This is a genomic window from Richelia sinica FACHB-800, assembly GCF_014698825.1.
Lineage (GTDB): Bacteria > Cyanobacteriota > Cyanobacteriia > Cyanobacteriales > Nostocaceae > FACHB-800.
Window position 1 is genome coordinate 321,116 of the sequence record NZ_JACJTT010000001.1, and the last position, 19,922, is coordinate 341,037.

The window sequence follows — 19,922 nt, forward strand, 5'->3', positions numbered from 1 at the left end:
CTATATTGGCATGGTTGTTGAAAAAAATACTTGCACTGATTTATCTCACACCGGAAGAGTCAGAATAGCCACTGGGTGGTTTTTGATCTGCTGGGGGTTGATATGCAGTCAATACCAGTGGTGTCACTGATAAGTTGATTCCTAAAAGCCAAATGGTGATCAGTTGGGGGTTGAATATTTTGTGCAAGAGCCATATAAATTCATTCATATTATCCCTCTATTTGTGGCATTGCACTGACAAAATGAAGAATTTTTCCCAGTTATTTCTATATGTAGACTATAGATAAAATCACTATCTGTATGGGAAAATTTAGCAATCTAACATTCTAAAAAAACTGGTTACGGGCCAAGATAACTCACAGATAGTACCACGCGGAGAAAGGTGAACCCGCCGAAACTTACCTTTTATTTGTCGTGCTAAGTTTTTAAATTGTTGTGTGCCCCGACCTTCTCGAAATGAGTTAATACCTAAGCCATCATCAATGACACTCAGGGTAAACCAGCCTTCGGATGCAGAACAAATCACTTGTAGGCAAGTAACTCCGACCGCGTGTTTACCAACATTACACAATGCTTCTTCTAGAAATCGACATAGTCCTCGCTTGTGTTCAATACTAAAACTTCTTTCGTCAATGGGTTCAAAGTTACGGATTTTTACTTTCAGGGTTTTAAAACAAGGAAAATCGCGTTCTAAAGTATAGCTATAAACCTGATAGAGAATTTCATTTAGGGGGTCTTGTAAATTAATTACTAGACCGTTTCCTAAATAAAGACTAGTGTCATGGGTGATAGGTTCCCTTTGTAAAAAATCATAAATCCCCCGTAGTTCTTGATTGAGTTTTTCTAGTTCTAATTCCAGTTCTGGCAATAATTTATTGATAGGTAAATCTTGGTTTTTAAACAGGCGTAAAATTTTGGCAAGACTTTGTAATGGGCCGTTGTGGATAGTTTCAAAGGTAAGTTCAATAACAGCTTGACGAGTTTGAATTCCTGATTTTAATGCTCGGTCATATTGATATAAAGCGGTGAGTGAAATGCCATTGATTCCTAAGACGAAAATTGCGGGAATGATAGGTACCCACCAACCCCAAATTAACAGTAAATAACTGAAACTCACTAAACTAGCGATCGCTACTGCTACAACTAAGAGGTTCGCTAAGGGTGATTTAGTTAATCTAGCACTGGTAATGCCTAAAATACCCCAAACTAAAATCCACAGATATTCCCAGCTTTCATCCCAACTGTTGAGTAGGGGTCTAGAGTTGAGTGCAGCACTGATAATTTGACTCACTGCATGGGCTTGGATTTCCACTCCATAGACTCTGCCTGTGGTAGGCTTGACGGAAGGAATGGCAGAAGTGGTGATAAAGTCTTTGCTACTGGCTGCGGTCATGCCAATAATGATGATGCGATCGCGTATCCACTCTGGGTTATATTTATTCTCCTGGATATCGTGCCAAGATAGCGTCCTGAATCGTTCTTTCCCACTGCGAAAGTTGAGTAGTACCTGCACTCCACCTGCATCAGCTTGCACATATCCCCCAGAGTTGGGTAAAAACCGTGGCAGTTCAGTTTTACCAAAACGCATAGCAGCGCGATCGCGCAATCCATTTTCTAAACTCAATCCCTGTTTTTCTAAATAGGCTGTTGCTAACCGCAAAGACAAGGAGAATTTATAGCCTTTATCTGTAGGAGTTCCTAATAAACTGCGTCTTAATTTGCCATCACTATCAGTAATTTGATCTGCAAATCCTATTTGTTGGGGGCCTAATTGTGGTGGAGGTGCGATTTGATCTGGTAAGACTTTTTCGATGGCAATTAAATTCTTGCTATTTTGAAAAGCACTGACTAATTCACTATGACCAGGATTAACAGGTAAATCACGATAAATATCCAGTCCAATTACGCGCGGATTGTGACTTTGTAATTTGTTTAATAAACTAGCTAAATCACGATCTAAAATTGGATAATGCTTGAGGGTATGGATATCTTTTTCATCAATGCCAATAATAACAATTCTATCATCTATTGGTTCTTCAGGACGTAAACTCAAAAAAGTATCAAAAGCCAACCATTCCAAAGGCTGCATATAACCTGTTAATCTCGCAATAATTACCAGGGCAATTATTGCCAATCCAGGTATAGCACCTACACGGGCTACAGCAAATTCCTCCTTAATATTTTTCCAAAGTGTAAATAGCATAAGTCGAAATTGAATGATGGCTAGAGAACTCTGAGTTAATTCAAGTAGTTATCTTAATCAATTAATCCTTCCTCTCTGGCACGCATTTCTGTTTGAATACGAATGTTTTTTCCATCTTCAGGATAAACATTTAAAGCATCTTGTAATTTGCTCCAATAATGACGCACCATGCGCTCTGATATACACATATGTTCTGCAATAGCTTTGTCCTGTAATCCCTCTTCAAATGCCAAGGTCAGGACTCTCATCCATTCTGGTTTGACTTCTAAGCCTGAATGAATTCCTTTAATATCTTTTGTATGAGTTAAACCTTGTAAAGCCCAAGCCACTCTAGTTAACATTGCCTGGGTCGAAAGGCTTTTATCTGCAACCGTAAAACCGCCTTTATGACTATCAATATGAGGACGGATACGTACCAAAGTTCTTACATGAGCACTTTGAACGACTATATTTAAATGGGGATAATTTTTCATTAATGTTTTGAGCACTTGAATCCCAGTATCGGGTCGGGCAGTTGTACCTAACTTCTCTGGGATTGACAAATCCATAACAACTAAATCAGGTTGTAAATTAGTCACTTGTTCTAGTGCATTGCTAGCATGACTAGCAGTAATAAATTCAGCATTAGGATAGTTTTTTTGTAAGATATCAACCGTTCCACTTAAAACTGATTCGTGGTCATCAATTACCAAAATTTTCAGCAGTTCTTTAGCTGATAAAACTTGTTTCATATTTAACACCTAGCCTAATGATGATACAATTTCGCAGTTTTTCGGTTACCTCAATTAGGTTATGACTATGAAATTATGTGACCGTTAGTTGATTGACGAGATTGAGATACAGATTGATTAGTGCAATGTGTCTAGTACAATAGGGAGTCAATAGATTCATCACCTAAAATACTGGAAAAGCTAATTAACTTGGTCAGCTTTTTGACTAGAGTCTTGTGTTATATCACGTTCGATTACTTATCATCAAATTTATCAATGTAGGTTAATTTGAACCCAGTGAACCCTAACACAACCTGAGAGTGAATGTTGGTTTTTGTTCCTCAACCGAACCTACGGATATTATAAGTGTTTAACCAAAGGTGATATTACTAGTGATTTTTGGTTAGGGCTAGAAAAGTGAAGAGAGAAATGTAAACCTCAGGATAGATGTTGATTTCTAGTTAATAAACCAAAATGCTGAACTCAATAACAACAAATATAATTTATATATCTTTTCTGAAGTGACATCTCCATATACATCAATTTATTTACCTATATAACTATCAGCATCATAGTAGAGAAACCCGGATTTACTCACAAAGTTTCTTTAATTATTTAGTGAAGAATCAATGATTGGCAGATGATACTAGGTATTATCTGATTTTTCTTGTGTGAAATTACTCGATTTATTTTTAACTCTTATTCCTTGGAGAATAAATATTTTACCTGGTAAATTTTGTAGAACAAGTATCATAAATTATTGGGTTGGAAATTTTACGTCACCATTGGTCGATAATTAGGCTCATATCAATTTATCTTGTCCAAAACGGTATGTTCAATTACAGTTTGCCAATTAATCAGCATCAGACATCACATTTTTGAGGTAAATTATTTTCTCCATTCCCTGGCATCAATATCAAGTCTCGACACATAGGTCGGACAATTTTCACTCTCATCTCTCGCTATTACCGAATAATTTTCTATCTTGGGGATTTTATCATACTGAAAAATCTGTTTCTAAAAACATGTGATTATACCCATCAAACAATTACTAATGTTGTCACCAAAGTTAGGTGTTTTGGTATTAGCCATGTACAAAAAGTGATTATAAGGTGAGTTAACTCAGGTAAAAATGATCATTTTTGATCAATAAAATCAAAATTCTTGTTTATAGAATTTTGTCAATACATATAGCCGTAGACATCCTCTTAGGACATGAACCACAACTAAAACCTGAATACTGAAAGGCTGTTAGCACTGTCACCTGTCACCTGCTATAAATGCCTATTGCTGTTGTCTCAGTTAAATAACTAACTGAATTAACCCCCACTGACCATTAGTCAACCATTCCGGGTCAACTTTACCCAGTTCTGCGAGGGTGTCCGTAGTTAGTCCAGCAACAACTTCAGATTTAAGGGTACGTAAAGCCACCATTGGGGCTGGTAAATAGGAAACAATATCTGCAAAATTAGTGGTAAAGTCCCAGTGGCGATCGCCTAACAAGCGACGATAATTAGCGTCTCCCTTGACGACGATGAGGTTTGAGTGAGCTAATTCGGCTGTTAATGCTGCTGGTAACTCCCAAAAAGCCAAGGGAGAAGTCCAAAAATAATCTTCGACTAAAATCAGTCTGCCTGATTCTAAATTCTCTGTAAGTCTTTGTGTAAATGATTTGACGTGGGGATGACTACCTTCAGCCAAAAAATCTCTAGTTTGATAGACATCTTGAATGGTCGCGTCAGACACAAAAGTGGGATGAGGTTTTAAATGTAGATAAACTTGATGGGCTAAACCACTACCTAAGAGAAAATCTGCAAAACACAAATCGCTAATTAGTTCAAATCCCCCATTGTCAATGATAAAATCAATACGTTGTCCTGGAGATTTAGTTAACAATTTACTGACTAGAAAGGCATCGTCAACGAGTAGGTGAGTTAGTTGATTTTGAATATCAAATTTACTTCTATCGTCTTCAAAAGCTGACCACAAGCTTAAGTCTACCCGATTTCCCCAGAGAGCAAAGTAGAGTAAAGCCATAATTGAAGCTTTACTGGGTTTCCCATCTGCCAAGGCTTCATCTAACCATTCTTGAACTTGACTACATAAAGAAATAGTAGAATCAATTGATGCTTCTAAACCTTGGGTTTTTTGTAACAAAAAGGGATCTAGACCCTGAAATTCTCCCGGAATAAAGTAGTTAGTGATATTGAGAATTAAGCGATAAAAATAAGTTTCGGCAACAAACCAAGGTATATCTAACCACCGTTGACCGATATATGGTTGTAAATATTTTTCCCAGTCCGAAAAATCTACACCTTCATCTGGGAATAAAAATTGTAAAGATCCAGTTTTCAGTGCTGCTGCTAGTTGTTCAAGTTTGTGATTAATTTGCGGAGGAAAATTATTTTCCTTGATCACTCGCAGTGCGATCGCTGGCATTCGCTCTGTCACTGTATACTCAGTAAAGGAACCAACTTCAGACCCTGTAAGTGCAGGTGGTAGGGGTAAGTTGGGGACGCGAATTTCATTCACCACTAAACTGTTCTTCACCTCAAATTTTTTAGTTATTTTAACCTGAATCTCCGATTTCGAGATTATGGCCTTAAAATCGACTCACCCACGCAACGGTGAGAATGATGATGGAAAACAAGGCATTGAAGAAAGTCAAAAAATCCCTTCAGGAAGCAGGTGTGAAGTTTGTTCGTGTCCTGTGGTGTGACAATGCCAATATCATTCGTGGTAAAGCTGTACATATAGATATGCTGTCCCACTACTTTGAAGATGGTGTAGCGATATCGGCAGGTATGCTAGGAGCACCAGTGATGTATGATTCTGTCATCCCTGCTTCTGGACTCACACCAGTGGGAGAAGTGAGTTTAAAACCAGATTGGCAAACTTTGACGGCTTTACCTTATGCTCCTAGTCATGCCCGTGTCTTTAGTAATATGATCCAAAACGGTCATGGTTGGGATATTTGTCCCCGTGGCTTTTTGTCACGAATGATTGCAGCGGCCGAAAGTGCTGGGTTAGAAATACAAGCAGCCTTTGAAAATGAGTTTTATTTATTACAAAAAAATGGTGAGGAAATAGTTGGTGCAGACTCTACCATTTTCGCCTCAACTCAATCAATGGACGGGAATTTAGATGTCATTAATGATATTGCTGATGCTCTCGTTGCCCAAAAGATTCCTGTCGAACAATATTATCCAGAATCAGGCCCTGGTCAGCAGGAAATTTCTGTCCGTTACACTCATGCTCTGCAAGCGGCTGACTGGCAAGTAGCTTTTCGAGAAACCGTGAGAGCGATCGCTAATCGTCATTATCTTACCGCATCTTTTCTGCCGAAGATTTTTGCCGATAGTGCTGGTAATGGCTGTCATCTCCACTTAAGTTTATGGCGTGACGGTAAAAATTTGCTGCCTGACGGAGAAGACGTTTTTGGTCTGTCTCCCATTGCCAAAGCCTTTATCGCTGGAATTTTACACCATCTTCCCGGTCTCATGGCCATTACTACCCCCAGTCCCAACTCCTACCGTCGCATCCGTCCCCACTTTTGGAGTGGTGCCTTTCGGTGCTGGGGAGTAGATAATAAAGAAGCCGCTGTGAGAGTCATTAGCAACCCTAAAGGTACAGGTTCCACGCATTTTGAACTAAAAACCGTTGATGCCACCGCCAATCCTTATTTAGCCTTAGGTGCGGTGATAGCGGCAGGGTTAGATGGAGTGACAAAAAACCTCGAATTAGGTCAACCAATAGCTCAAGATCCTGGATATCTACCACTAGATGAACGCATTCTCAAAGGCATTAGCCCTTTACCAGAGAATTTAGGTGTAGCGATCGCTCATCTACAACAAGATGACATTTTACTACAAGCTCTCAGCCCAAAACTAGCCCAAGCTTTTCTCGCAGTCCGTCAAGCTGAATGGGAAGCCATGAAAGATTGGGAATTAGCAGCAGAAGTGAAATTATTATTGGAGAGATATTAAACCAGTAAAAATTAGAGATGTTGCCATCAACATCTCTCCCAGGATGTCCCATGATGAATTTGACCGACATTCCTATTATTGACCAACACGCTCACAATATTCTCAGACCAGAAATAGCCGCTAATTATCCTTTTGCTGCGGCTTTTACTGAAGGATACGACCAAGAAATAGTCAATTATCATGCCCAACATACTTTATTTTATCGCCGCAGTTTAAAAGATATTGCTAATTTATTCAACTGCGAACCTGAAGAAAGGGAAATTTTTGCACACAGGGAAAGCTTAGGACTAGAAAATTTAACTAGGCTGTGTTTTCAAGCAGCAAATATACAAGCCATATATTTAGATGATGGCTTGCAACCTAACCATATTTTACCTGGAGAATGGCACGCTCAATTTACAACCGTGCAAAGAATCTTACGCTTGGAAGTATTAGCAGAACAACTCATTACCGCTAGTGCAAACTTTGATGATTTTTTGGATAACTTCCGCAGAGAAATTGACCCTCCACCACCAGGAGTCATCGGTTTTAAAACCATTGTTTGTTATCGCACAGGTTTAAATATTCAACCTGTTGATTTTACCGTAGCATCGGCTCAATTTGATGCTATTAAACAACAAACAAATCAACCATTACGATTAACAAATAAACCGCTCATAGATTTTCTTCTCCAAGAAGCACTACTAATAGCCGCAAAACATCACTTACCTGTACAGTTTCACACAGGATTTGGCGACCCAGATTTAGACCTGAGATTAGCTAATCCATTGCATTTACGGTATCTATTGGAGTCACAAAGCTACCGTAACGCCCCTATCGTACTCCTCCACGCTAGCTATCCTTACACACGGGAAGCTGGGTATTTAGCCTCTGTCTATCCCCAAGTGTATTTAGATTTTGGGTTAGCCATTCCTTTTTTAACAGTAGCTGGTATGAGGTCAGTAATTAGCCAGTTGTTAGAATTAACACCAACAACTAAAGTTATGTATTCCTCCGATGCCCATACTGTGCCAGAGTTGTATTATTTAGGGGCAAAATGGGGACGGCAGTTGCTAGGTGAAGTGTTAGAACAGGCAATCAAGGATAGGGATATTAATGCTAGTGAAGCTCAAGCGATCGCACTAGCTATTTTACGAGAAAACGCCTTGAATTTGTACAGGCAGTCACTTGTGTAGGGGGAAGTTCAGGAGTATGCCTACGGCACGCTGCGCGAACAGGAGTTCAGAAGTTCAGAAGTTCAGAAGTTCAGGAGTATGCCTACGGCACGCTGGGCGAACAGGAGTTTAAAAATGCAATAATTCAGCAGCAATTGCATTAATTATTCTGCAACTTCTGCAACTTCTGCAACTTCTGCAACTTCTGTAACTTCTGTAACTTCTGTAACTTCTGCAACTTCTGTACTTCTGTACTTCTGTATTCTTCTCTCTGTCACCTATTACTACCTGCCTTAGTTAATAGCAGTGTTAGTGCTTTGTGCTCGTGAGTTGAGAACTTTTCCTCTTTGCTTGAGGACTCGTCGCAGTCTATCAGGGCTTAAATGTACTTGTCGTTCAGATTCTAGTTTTTTAGCTAATTGCTTGGAGGTATAGGTATTTGGTTCTTGGCTTAAACAAGTTTCTAGATAAAGTAAATCTGATTCGCTATATCTGGGTTTTCCACCTCTACCAGGAGCATCCCAAAGTCCTGCTAAACCCATTTTTTCCCATCTATGTAGAGTTTGACGAACTGTCGAAATAGCCCAATTTAAACCTTGAGCAATTTGTTCATTTTTTAAGCCGCGAGCATTGAGTAGTAAAACTTGGGCACGATCCTTTGTCCGCTGAGGTACGTTTTTAGCTCTCCTTAACTCTTCTAGTGTTAATTTTTCATCTTCAGTTAAAAAAATTCGTAGTCTGCATCCCATAGCTAATAGTCTTTTACAAAGTTGTTGGTATATGTATTTATGCTTCCGTCGATATACTTGCAAACTAAGTATACAGTAAGAAATTACATACAGCTTCACTATTGTGATGAGAGTTAATTCTCTCGTGGGAATTGTGCTGTATTAGACATAAATTAGTTGATGAAATTCAGCAACATACAACAATATCAAATGTGGAGCGCATTGCGTACACGAGTAACAGATAGCCTTAAAAGATTTATTGTTTTTGTACTGTAGCGCATCACAAACAGTGTGCATGTTATTCAAGCAATTACGGTAGTTTGAAAAAGCAATTATAAACTTCGACGGAAAAGCTTATTCAAAATTTGAATAGGCTTTAATCTAAATTCTCGCGCTTTGACGAAAAAACAACAATCGTATATCTACTATTGGTGTTTTCCATTGCTTAATAATTATTTTTGATAAATTTTCTATAATTTGCTAGTTATTTATTCCCTAGTGATGTTATCCCCGATCTCCTTACCGAATTAGGACTTTAAAATTCAAGTCAAAAAATTCAAAAATTAAATAAGTTTTACTATTAACGACTGGAATGATGTTAAGACATGACGGTGTTGGGTTTGAATATTTGTCGTCTGTAAGGATGACTTAAGCCTAATCTGAGTAAGCAACTGAGCATTTGCCTAGATTCTGATTCTTTTAACCCAGCCAGGTCTTGATTGCTGTGATTTTCTTACCATAATCATATCTTTATATTTAGTGTGGGCTTTCTACTTACTCTGCATATAGGTTGGTCAGTTTTCAGATTGAGGAATGTCCACTTTATTACCGTATTCTTACTAAGAAGATAGTTGAAAGTAAAGTAAACATAAACTAAAAACACTGAAAATTATGCTTTTTGTTACGAAATATTTGTTTAATCAAGAATTATGTGTATGATAATTTTGGCATTTTTAAGTTATGCCAATAAAAATGAATATTTAAAAAGTAGTCCTTTTTACTAATTCTCAATTGGGTATTTATTTTGAGTTAAAAAGATGCAGAAAAAGGGCAAAGTTTGCTACAACTTAAATTTGGCTAAATATATTCTTCATTACAACTTTAAAAACAATTTATAGAGACAATGGGGGCAGACGAAACGACTTTTTATTTGCCCTTGGAGACAAATAATGGTAGCGATTGCAGAGAGCACTCAGCATCGGCTAACGATCCAAACTGTAGAAATAGCCCCTAATACCACAGCGATTCGTTCCTTGGATTGGGATCGCGATCGCTTTGATATTGAATTTGGGTTGCAAAATGGCACAACCTATAATTCCTATTTAATTAGAGGCGAGCAAAATGTTTTAATCGATACTTCTCACCAGAAGTTTCGGGATTTGTATTTAGATACTCTCAAGGGTTTAATTAACCCGAAACAAATAGACTATATAATTGTCAGTCACACCGAACCAGACCATAGCGGTTTGCTAGAAGATGTTTTGCGGTTAGCACCAAGAGCAACTGTTTTAGCATCGAAGATTGCGCTGCAATTTCTGGAAGGTTTGGTACACGAACCTTTTTCCAAGCGCATTGTCAAAAGTGGCGATCGCATCAACATTGGCAAAGGGCATGAAATTGAATTCGTGAGTGCGCCTAATTTGCACTGGCCGGATACAATTTTCAGTTATGACCGCAAAACCCAAATCCTCTACACCTGTGATGCCTTTGGGATGCACTTTTGTGATCACCGTACCTTTGATGAAGATTTAGAAGCAATTGAGGCTGATTTCCGATTTTACTATGATTGCTTAATGGGGCCTAATGCTCGCTCTCTACTCAATGCCATGAAGAGAATGGGTGAACTGGGCAAAATTGATATCATTGCTAACGGACACGGGCCGCTTCTACATCATCATTTAGATATTCTCACAGAATGTTATCAAAGCTGGAGTCAAAGACAAGCTAAGGCAGAAACCTCTGTAGGCTTATTTTATGTCTCTGGTTACGGTTATAGCGATCGCTTAGTTCAAGCTATTGGTGAAGGTATTCAAAAAGCTGGTGTAGGCATTGAATTTGTAGATTTAAACACCGCGGAAATTCAAGAAATTCAAGAAGTTGCTGGCAGATCCTCCGGTTTAATTATCGGGATGCCTCCCACCGCAGCTGTAGCGGCCCAAGCTGGGATTAGTTCCTTATTAGCTGTAGCGAAAAATAAACAAGTTTTTGGCTTATTTGAATCCTACGGTGGTGATGATGAACCCATTGATACCCTGCGACGGAAATTTATTGACTTAGGCTTAAAAGAAGCCTTCCCCGGCCTGCGAATTAAATCCTCCCCTTCTACATCTACCTATCAACTGTGTACAGAAGTGGGTACCGACTTGGGACAAGCATTGATGCGGGAACGCAACATCAAGCAAATCAAGTCCCTAGACGTGAACATGGAAAAAGCCTTGGGACGGATTAGCAGTGGGTTGTATATTGTCACCGCTAAAAAAGCCGATATCAGTGGGGCTATGTTGGCTTCTTGGGTCAGTCAAGCTAGCTTCCAACCACTAGGTTTCACCATCGCTGTGGCTAAAGACCGGGCCATTGATCATTTACTGCAAGTAGGCGATCGCTTTGTGCTTAATGTCTTGGAAGAAGGCAACTATCAAGAACTCAAAAAGCACTTCCTCAAACGCTTACATCCTGGTACAGACCGCTTTGCTGGTGTGAAAACCCAAACCGCTAAAAATGGCTCCCCCATCCTCACAGAAGCACTGGCATACATGGAATGCGAAGTTGCTAGCTGTATGGAATGTAGCGACCACTGGATTTTATACTGTACCGTCCAAGACGGTCGTGTTTCCAAACCAGATGGAGTTACAGCCGTTCGTCACCGCAAAGTCGGGAATTATTACTAACTTTATTTGGTAATAAGTAATTTGATAGAAAATATTTGATTTTGGATTGTTTTGATTGAGTCTAATCTAAAATCTCATCTTTTTTTTATCATTACTTATTACCATTTTGTCCATTTTGAATTGCAATGCACAGATATTTATCTGCCGATAATATTTCATAACTGATATGGAATTGTCAGATTCTCTAGCTAATGCTTTTGAATCTGCTAAAAATTGGATTCCTCAAGTTTTCTCTACACCAGAAACAGCTATGAATAATTCTAGGCCACGCGACGTTCAAATCTTGCCTTTTGCCACAAATACTAAAGTTTTGAGAGCGCGTAGTTGGTCACGGTTGCGGTTTGAAATTGAATATGCACTTTGTCGAGGAACAACCTCCAATTGCTATTTAATAGAAGGTGATAAAACAGCATTAATTGACCCTCCTCCTGAAAGTTTCACAGCAGTTTTTCGGGAAGCTTTGGAAATTAGTGTGGATGTCAACAAATTAGATTATGTGATTTTGGGTCACTTTAGTCCTAATCGCATTCCTACCTTAAGGGCAATTTTAGAAATAGCACCACGGATCACTTTTATTTGTTCCATTCCTACTAATAGTTTGTTGCGGGCTGCCTTTCCAGAGATGGGTTTAAATATCATACCCATGCGGGGGAAAGAAACTTTCGATTTAGGTCAAGGTCACGTTTTAAAATTCTTACCTACCCCCAGTCCCCGTTGGCCAGAAGCATTGTGTACCTACGACCAAAAAACCCAAGTTCTCTACACAGGTAAGCTATTTGGTGCTCATATCTGTGGAGACGAAATGTTTGATGACAAACGGGAAAGCTTTAAGGAAGACCAACGCTACTACTTTAACTGCTTAATGGCTCCCCATGCGACCCATGTAGAAGCAGCATTAGAAAAATTTTCTGATTTCCCAGTCAGAATGTATGCCGTTGGTCATGGGCCTTTAATTCGTAGTAGCTTGATTGAAATCACCAACTCCTATGCAGAGTGGAGTCAGGCCCAGAAAAATCGGGAAATTTCTGTCGCTTTATTGTATGCTTCAGCCTATGGTAATACTGCCACCCTAGCCCAAGCCATAGCTTTAGGTTTAACTAAAGGTGGAGTAGCAGTAAAATCTATCAACTGTGAATTTGCCACACCTGAAGAAATTCGCTCGACTTTAGAATCAGCGGATGCGTTTATTATTGGTTCTCCTACCATTGGTGGTCATGCACCTACACCCATTCACACAGCTTTGGGTATTGTTTTAACTGTGGGTGACAACAGCAAAGTGGCTGGGGTATTTGGTTCCTATGGTTGGAGTGGAGAAGCTTTAGATTTAGTTGAAGGTAAACTGCGGGATGCAGGATATCGGTTTGGTTTTGAGACTTTAAAAGTCAAATTTAAACCCGATGAAGTTACCTTGAAATATTGTGAAGAAGTGGGTACAGACTTTGCTCAAAGCTTGAAGAAGGCGAAAAAAGTCCGTGTACCCCAACAAGCTGCAACCCCTGTAGAACAAGCAGTAGGCAGAATTGTTGGTTCTGTGTGCGTGATTACTGCCAAGCAAGGGGAAGTATCTACAGGTATGCTAGGAGCTTGGATATCTCAAGCTAGCTTTAACCCACCAGGAATTACAATTGCGATCGCTAAGGAAAGAGCGATCGAATCTCTGATGTATCCTGGAGGCAAACTTGTGATCAACATCATCCCCGAAGGTCTTTCTGTAGACTACATGAAGCATTTTCGCAAGAATTTTGCCCCCGGTGAAGATAGATTTGCTCAATTTAACACCATTGAAGCCGACAATGGCTGTACCATCCTTACCGATGCTGCTGCATATTTAGAATGTTCTGTAGAACAAAGAATGGAATGTAGTGACCATTGGGTAATCTATGCCATTGTTAATAACGGCAAATTGCTCAAACCAGACGCTGTTACTGCTGTTAATTACCGCAAGTCAGGCTCCCATTATTAATTATCATCGGCTTTAACATTTCTAGCCGTCTTGGAAAAACCAAGGCGGTTATTTTTATAGTTCCCTATCGGCCATCCATATTTTCCCCTCATTTAGAGATATGAATCAAATTCAAAATGGGTAATCTCTATTTAATAGCTGGGAATAGGGAACAGAAAACAGCCGTAAACGTTTATTAGTTTAGCGGTTGATTATACCTATGGCTCTCCCAAGGAATACAGTTAATGTTTTCATCTCCCTGGCAATTTCTATATGTTTCTATGATTTTGCTTTTGGCAACGTAACATGACTGAAACCTTTTGTCATACTTCACATATTCTTTACAATTTTACCCCTTTATCCCTATGCAGTCAGATATCATCCCAGCCATAAAACTTTACTTTTTTCAAGAAGCTCAAAAAAACTTGAACACCATTTATGAGGGTATATTAAATATTCAAGATACCATTGATCATAGTTGCCAATTAAACACTCTGTTTCGAGCTACCTTTAGCCTCAAGGGTGGTGCCTCTATGTTAGGCTATACCCAAATTTTAAAAATTATCTATCGTCTAGAGCAATGTTTCGGTTTATTACGCTATCCGATTCAGGCAGATGAAGCCATACAACTGCTATTTTTAGACGTTTATCACATTATTCAAAACTTGATTTTGCAAATTCAAACCCCAGAAGGTTTAAACGCGGAAAAAGCATTGAATCTCGCTTTAAAAATAGACCCCATTTTTACAATTCTTAATTCTCATTTACTATTTTTAATAGAAAAATCCAACTACAAAGCCAAAATCGTAGATATTGAAGCAAGCCAAAACTGGAAATATGATATACCTTTAAAACTGATTTTAGTAGATACTCAAGCTTTTTTATGTAGAACTTTTGAAGACTATTTTACAGGCCTACCCAATGTAGAAATTATCAATGGTTCTTTTGAGGAATTACCCTTTTTTGATTGTATTGTGACGGCGGCTAGTTCTGTAGCAACCATCAATGATATTGATTCTAGGATCGTCCAGTTTTTTGGCGAAGATGTCATAAACTTGCTGCAACAACGTATTCAGCAAGAGTATTTGGGTGAACAACCAATAGGTACTTCCTTGATTGTGGAAACCAATCATGCTTTACACCCATTTTTGGCTCATACTCCCACCCTCAGAATGCAAATAGCTAGAGCTGGTCGAGACCATGTTTACCAAGGAATGTGGTCAACTTTGTTAGCCATTCGCAAACATAACCAAAAACACAGCCATTGTCTCCAGAAACAAATCAACATAGTCGCTATTCCTGGTTTAGGAACAGCTGTCGGGAGAGTATCTATAGATGAAGTAGCTCGACAAATGTCTATGGCTTACCAAAACTTTCTCTATTCTTCTCTCTCTAGCCATTATCACCTTTCATCTTGTTTATTAGTTGATTAAGATTCATAAATACAAACCCGAATTTATAATATTTAATGACTATGAAAGTAATTTTTAATAAAATTCAGCAAATCTCACCAAGACAATTGGCAAATACTCGTTTAATCTTTAAATATAACAGCATTAGTAGTTGACATTTACCATAAGAAACGCCAACTACTGCTATCGCAATTTTATAGTATTTTGCTCCTCCTATGTCTCCCAAACACACAAAAATTAAATTTCCTCTTTGGCAGTATTTAAACCAGCCATTATTTAGCTGTCATAGTAAATTTATTTGGAACCCTCGGCATTTTGCTACCCTTTGGCGTATCCAACTTTTAGAAAGGTGTTGGACTAAAGAATGCGATGCCAAAGGCCCACAACAGTCTTAACCATTGTCATGATCAAGAAACTTGGCCTCGTCATCCTGAGAACGGGGCCTTTTACCATCTAGTACAGCACTGACCGTCATGTCTCCCATGACATTAATGGCTGTACGACAACGATCTAAAAACCAATCAACAGTAATCAACACAGCTATATAATCAGTTCGTAACCCCACAGAAGTAAACACCAAGGTCATTGTTACTAATCCGGCATTAGGAATACCAGCCGCACCAACTGAAGCAAAAATAGAAGTGAGAACCACTACCAATTGCTGCCCTAAATTCAAATGTTGCTCTGTGACTTGGGCAATATATAATGCAGACATTGCTTCATAAAGGGCCGTGCCATCGTTATTGAAATTGGCACCAACTAAAGCTCCTAAAGAGGCAGAGGATTCTCTCAGCCCAATTTTTGTTTGCAAAACTTCAAAAGTGAGGGGCATTGTCACCGTTGAAGAAGAGGTGGAAAAAGCTGTTAAGAAAGCATCAGCACCACCAGTTAAAAATTTGATCGGGTTGACCCAAGAACCAAATTTAACTCTCGTCAGATAGTAGCAACCTTGTAAACACAGTGCCGTAAGTACCGCCACAATAAATGCTGCTAAAGATTGAAAGGGAGCAAAGCCTTTTTCCGCAATAATTTTCGCAACAATTCCAAATACTGCTAGAGGAACTAAGGCAATGACCCAATTGAGAATGCGAATCACTGCATCAAATAAGATTGCAATCACATCTTCAATAGATTGATATCCTCTTTGACCTTGAGCTATTTGTTCTGATTTTAAGCCGCGGAGAACAATACCAAAACAGAGGGCAATAACGATGAGTTGAATAACGTTATTATCAACTAGAGGTTTGAGTACAGCTTCTGGGACAGCATCTTTCAACAGTCCCCAAGGGTCAAAATTGCCATTGCTACCGGTTGGGTTATCTGGACTAGGTAATTTACCCCAAGTGCCTGGTTGAAGAATATTAGCGACTAATAAACCGATGATAATTGCTACCGTGGTATTAGTTAAAAGTAGCACTGCTAACCGCCGTCCAGCAGTACCGGGAATATTGGTCGTCATGAAGGTATGGAGGACAGCAACCAAAATCAATGGTGTTGCTAGGGCCCGCAGTGCCTTCAAAATCAATTCGGCGGGAATTGCTAAATTCTGAATTAAGGCTGCATTGCTAGGACTGGGATTACCTGCACCAAGGGCTATACCTAAGGCAACTGCTAGCACTAAGGCAATGATAATTTGAACTGTGAGGGGAAGACGCTGCCACCAAGGTTTAGGTTTGGCAGAAGAATGATCTAATTCGCTCATGCTGAAGATGATCGCCTTATGGTAACTGTGAAAACACCACGTTTGGATGTAGGAATTTCGGAAATAGGGTAGCGGTAAGTTGAGGGAAAACCTGTTAATCTAGTACCGCATGACTACAATATTTATCCAGGAAAGCAATCATTTTAGATATTGAATCCTGAATTGTCACGTTAATTATTAATTTTTAATTACTTATGGCCTTCGTACCTTTACATATTCACAGTGACTATAGTTTGCTGGATGGTGCAAGTCAATTACCAGATTTAATTGATAAAGCAATTGAACTAGACATCAAAGCGATCGCTATCACAGACCATGGTGTCATGTATGGGGCGGTGGAGTTAATTAAAATCTGCCGGAATAAGAATGTTAAGCCAATCATTGGCAATGAAATGTATATCATCAACGGTGATATTGAAAAACAAGAACGCCGTCCTAAATATCATCAAGTTGTTTTAGCTAAAAATACGAAAGGATATAAAAATTTAGTTAAATTAACCACGATTTCCCATCTTCAAGGTGTCCAAGGCAAAGGCATTTTTTCTCGTCCTTGTATTAATAAAGATTTACTGCAAAAATATCGTGAAGGTTTAATTGTTACGAGTGCTTGTTTAGGTGGAGAAATTCCCCAAGCAATTATGAGTGGTAGACCAGATGCAGCGAGAAAAGTTGCCCAATGGTATAAAGATGTATTTGGTGAAGATTTTTATTTAGAAATTCAAGACCACGGTTCCCAAGAAGACAGAATCGTCAATGTAGAAATTGTCAAAATTGCCCGTGAATTAGGTATTAAATTTGTTGCTACCAATGATTCTCACTTTATTTCCTGTTTTGATGTGGAAGCCCATGACGCTTTGCTGTGTATCCAAACAGGCAAATTAATTAGTGAAGATAATCGTATGCGATATAGCGGTACAGAATATCTCAAATCTGAGAAGGAAATGAAGCGGCTGTTTCGCGACCATTTACCAGAGGATGTGATTGCGGAAGCGATCGCTACTACGGAAGAAGTAGGGAACAAAGTTGAGCCTTATCATATCATGGATGAGCCAAAAATTCCTACTCCCCCTATTCCCGCTGGTCACACGGCTGATACTTATGCTGAAGAAATAGCTTGGCAAGGACTATTGGAAAGATTTAATCGTAAATCAAGAAATGAAGTAGATCCAGTCTATAAAGAAAGATTGGAATATGAATTAAAAATGATTCAGCAAATGGGGTTTTCTACATACTTTTTAGTTGTGTGGGACTACATCAAATTTGCTAGAGATAATAATATTCCTGTAGGTCCTGGTCGTGGTTCGGCGGCTGGATCTCTAGTTGCCTATGCCATGCGAATTACTAATATTGATCCCGTCCATCATGGCTTATTATTTGAGCGATTCTTAAACCCAGAACGGAAATCTATGCCGGATATTGATACGGATTTCTGTATTGAACAACGAGATAAAGTAATTGATTATGTCACAGAAAAATATGGCAAAGATAGAGTAGCTCAAATCATTACTTTTAACCGTCTCACCTCTAAAGCAGTATTAAAAGATGTAGCTAGGGTGTTAGATATTCCCTATGGGGAAGCCGACAAAATGGCAAAATATATTCCAGTGGTGCGGGGTAAACCAACTAAACTGAAAGTGATGATTTCTGATGACACCCCAGAACCGGAATTTAAAAAAAGATATGATGAAGACCCTAGAGTTCGCCGCTGGATTGATATGGCTATGCGAATTGAAGGGACTAACAAAACCTTTGGTGTCCATGCGGCTGGTGTGGTAATTTCCGCAGACCCGCTAGATGAAATTGTGCCTTTGCAGAGAAATAATGATGGTTCAGTAATTACCCAGTATTTTATGGAAGATTTGGAATCATTGGGGTTATTGAAAATGGACTTTTTAGGGTTACGTAACCTGACTTTGATTCAAAAAACTATTGATTTAATTCAAGAAACTAATGGCTATAAAATAGATCCAGATGAAATTACCGGACAAGAAAGAAAAGCCCAACATATATTAGCCAAAGGACAGCATAGCAGCTTACCTAAAGAAGTACAAAAAGCTTATGATTTATTAGAAGCAGGTGATTTAGAAGGAATTTTTCAATTAGAATCTTCAGGAATGAAGCAAATCGTCAAAGATTTGAAGCCTTCTAATATTGAAGATATTTCTTCTATTTTGGCTTTATATCGACCAGGCCCATTAGACGCAGGATTAATTCCCAAGTTTATTAATCGTAAGCACGGACGAGAAGAAATTGAATATGATAGCCAAGTTTTGGAACCAATTTTAGATGAAACCTATGGAATTATGGTGTATCAAGAGCAAATCATGAAAATTGCTCAGGATATGGCTGGTTATTCCTTAGGACAAGCTGACTTGCTGCGTCGAGCAATGGGTAAAAAGAAAGTTTCCGAAATGCAGAAGCAGCAGGAAAAGTTTATTGATGGGGCTACCAAAAATGGTGTGAAAAAGCAAGTAGCCGAAAGATTATTTGAGGATATGTTGAAATTTGCTGAATATTGTCTCAGTTATGATACGCAAATTTTGACGGTGGAATATGGTTTTTTACCTATTGGGGAGATAGTAGAAAAGCAAATTGATTGTAGTGTTTTTAGTGTCGATGGCAATGGCAATATCTATACTCAACCCATTGCCCAATGGCATAATCGAGGCCAACAAGAATTATATGAATATTGTTTAGAAGATGGTTCCATAATTCGGGCAACAAAAGACCATAAATTTATGACTACGGACGGAGAAATGCTGCCCATTGAGGAAATTTTTCAACGGGGTTTAGATTTATTGCAAGTGCAAGGATTACCTGAGTAAATTAATCAAGTCTCTTTCCCCCTGCTCCTTTGCTGCCTTGACCATCAGTATGAAATATGGAGATTATCTCCATACCCTACCTCAGTTTTGACGGCAAATACGAATAGAAAGTTACGGTTCACCCCAATTCGCAGAAGTATTAATTCTCATACATTAGTCAGAGTGAAAGCAAATCAATCCATGAATCTACTAGATGAACTTATAAAATTGACCGTCCCGTCCAAGGTTCGGGAAACCACCCTTCATGGACTGGCTATAACTGAGTTTCAGTATATATATCAGCGTAGCTTGGGGTAATCGTCCCAATATAGCCAAATTTTGCTGGACTGACTGCTGTTGGCAATCGGCTAGCTCAAAATTTTTCCTTTATAT

At 38.9% G+C, this 19,922-nt stretch carries 12 protein-coding genes; 6 read left to right on the top strand and 6 right to left on the bottom strand.

Annotated elements, in window-relative coordinates; translation table 11 throughout:
• Nucleotides 1–40: 40 nt before the first annotated feature.
• From H6G73_RS01325 to H6G73_RS01340, 4 genes are all read right to left on the bottom strand, one after another.
• Entirely contained in the window at nucleotides 41–208 is a 168-nt protein-coding gene (locus H6G73_RS01325; RefSeq protein WP_190601135.1) for a hypothetical protein, read from the bottom strand.
• A 102-nt stretch (nucleotides 209–310) separates the two neighbouring features.
• Nucleotides 311–2,203 (bottom strand): sensor histidine kinase, encoded by a 1,893-nt coding sequence (locus H6G73_RS01330; protein WP_190601136.1) that lies wholly within the window; start codon nucleotides 2,201–2,203, stop codon nucleotides 311–313.
• A 53-nt stretch (nucleotides 2,204–2,256) separates the two neighbouring features.
• Complete coding sequence (locus H6G73_RS01335) at nucleotides 2,257–2,934, bottom strand: response regulator transcription factor (protein WP_190601137.1); 678 nt, start codon at nucleotides 2,932–2,934, stop codon at nucleotides 2,257–2,259.
• Nucleotides 2,935–4,215: 1,281 nt separating this feature from the next.
• Complete coding sequence (locus H6G73_RS01340) at nucleotides 4,216–5,463, bottom strand: damage-control phosphatase ARMT1 family protein (protein ID WP_244997476.1); 1,248 nt, start codon at nucleotides 5,461–5,463, stop codon at nucleotides 4,216–4,218.
• A gap of 86 nt (nucleotides 5,464–5,549) precedes the next feature.
• On the opposite strand from H6G73_RS01340, the gene H6G73_RS01345 reads away from it, so the two are divergent.
• Complete coding sequence (locus tag H6G73_RS01345; protein ID WP_190601252.1) at nucleotides 5,550–6,899, top strand: glutamine synthetase family protein; 1,350 nt, start codon at nucleotides 5,550–5,552, stop codon at nucleotides 6,897–6,899.
• Nucleotides 6,900–6,916: 17 nt separating this feature from the next.
• The gene (locus H6G73_RS01350; protein ID WP_242034081.1) at nucleotides 6,917–8,074 is read left to right on the top strand and encodes an amidohydrolase family protein; all 1,158 of its coding nucleotides are present in this window, start codon (nucleotides 6,917–6,919) and stop codon (nucleotides 8,072–8,074) included.
• Between the two features lie 272 nt (nucleotides 8,075–8,346).
• Here H6G73_RS01350 and H6G73_RS01355 read toward each other — a convergent pair whose 3' ends face one another.
• Nucleotides 8,347–8,802, bottom strand: coding sequence for a helix-turn-helix domain-containing protein (locus H6G73_RS01355; RefSeq protein WP_190601138.1), 456 nt, complete (start codon nucleotides 8,800–8,802; stop codon nucleotides 8,347–8,349).
• 1,148 nt (nucleotides 8,803–9,950) lie between these two features.
• Here H6G73_RS01355 and H6G73_RS01360 point away from each other — a divergent pair.
• The 3 genes from H6G73_RS01360 to H6G73_RS01370 all read left to right on the top strand — a co-directional run bounded on the left by H6G73_RS01360 (nucleotide 9,951) and on the right by H6G73_RS01370 (nucleotide 15,044).
• Nucleotides 9,951–11,669: a diflavin flavoprotein gene (locus H6G73_RS01360; protein ID WP_190601139.1), complete on the top strand. Its 1,719-nt coding sequence runs from the start codon at nucleotides 9,951–9,953 to the stop codon at nucleotides 11,667–11,669.
• A 250-nt stretch (nucleotides 11,670–11,919) separates the two neighbouring features.
• Nucleotides 11,920–13,632: a diflavin flavoprotein gene (locus H6G73_RS01365; protein WP_190601254.1), complete on the top strand. Its 1,713-nt coding sequence runs from the start codon at nucleotides 11,920–11,922 to the stop codon at nucleotides 13,630–13,632.
• Between the two features lie 344 nt (nucleotides 13,633–13,976).
• Nucleotides 13,977–15,044 carry an Hpt domain-containing protein gene (locus H6G73_RS01370; RefSeq protein WP_190601140.1) on the top strand — a complete coding sequence of 356 codons (1,068 nt, stop codon included), beginning with the start codon at nucleotides 13,977–13,979 and terminating at the stop codon, nucleotides 15,042–15,044.
• 370 nt (nucleotides 15,045–15,414) lie between these two features.
• On the opposite strand, the gene H6G73_RS01375 is transcribed toward H6G73_RS01370, so the two are convergent.
• Nucleotides 15,415–16,725: a dicarboxylate/amino acid:cation symporter gene (locus tag H6G73_RS01375; protein ID WP_190601141.1), complete on the bottom strand. Its 1,311-nt coding sequence runs from the start codon at nucleotides 16,723–16,725 to the stop codon at nucleotides 15,415–15,417.
• 194 nt (nucleotides 16,726–16,919) lie between these two features.
• Between H6G73_RS01375 and H6G73_RS01380 the strand changes: the two genes are divergently transcribed.
• Nucleotides 16,920–19,550, top strand: a complete 2,631-nt coding sequence (locus H6G73_RS01380; protein WP_190601142.1) for a DNA polymerase III subunit alpha — start codon at nucleotides 16,920–16,922, stop codon at nucleotides 19,548–19,550.
• The last annotated feature ends 372 nt before the right edge of the window (nucleotides 19,551–19,922 follow it).

What these genes read in the sequence shown, in the direction of transcription:
- H6G73_RS01325 (WP_190601135.1), bottom strand. Translation starts at nt 208, where the DNA reads ATGAATGAATTTATATGGCTCTTGCACAAAATATTCAACCCCCAACTG.
- H6G73_RS01335 (WP_190601137.1), bottom strand. Translation starts at nt 2,934, where the DNA reads ATGAAACAAGTTTTATCAGCTAAAGAACTGCTGAAAATTTTGGTAATT.
- H6G73_RS01350 (WP_242034081.1), top strand. Translation starts at nt 6,917, where the DNA reads ATGTTGCCATCAACATCTCTCCCAGGATGTCCCATGATGAATTTGACC.
- H6G73_RS01355 (WP_190601138.1), bottom strand. Translation starts at nt 8,802, where the DNA reads ATGGGATGCAGACTACGAATTTTTTTAACTGAAGATGAAAAATTAACA.
- H6G73_RS01365 (WP_190601254.1), top strand. Translation starts at nt 11,920, where the DNA reads ATGAATAATTCTAGGCCACGCGACGTTCAAATCTTGCCTTTTGCCACA.
- H6G73_RS01375 (WP_190601141.1), bottom strand. Translation starts at nt 16,725, where the DNA reads ATGAGCGAATTAGATCATTCTTCTGCCAAACCTAAACCTTGGTGGCAG.
- H6G73_RS01380 (WP_190601142.1), top strand. Translation starts at nt 16,920, where the DNA reads ATGGCCTTCGTACCTTTACATATTCACAGTGACTATAGTTTGCTGGAT.
- H6G73_RS01330 (WP_190601136.1), bottom strand. Translation starts at nt 2,203, where the DNA reads ATGCTATTTACACTTTGGAAAAATATTAAGGAGGAATTTGCTGTAGCC.
- H6G73_RS01345 (WP_190601252.1), top strand. Translation starts at nt 5,550, where the DNA reads ATGATGGAAAACAAGGCATTGAAGAAAGTCAAAAAATCCCTTCAGGAA.
- H6G73_RS01370 (WP_190601140.1), top strand. Translation starts at nt 13,977, where the DNA reads ATGCAGTCAGATATCATCCCAGCCATAAAACTTTACTTTTTTCAAGAA.
- H6G73_RS01360 (WP_190601139.1), top strand. Translation starts at nt 9,951, where the DNA reads ATGGTAGCGATTGCAGAGAGCACTCAGCATCGGCTAACGATCCAAACT.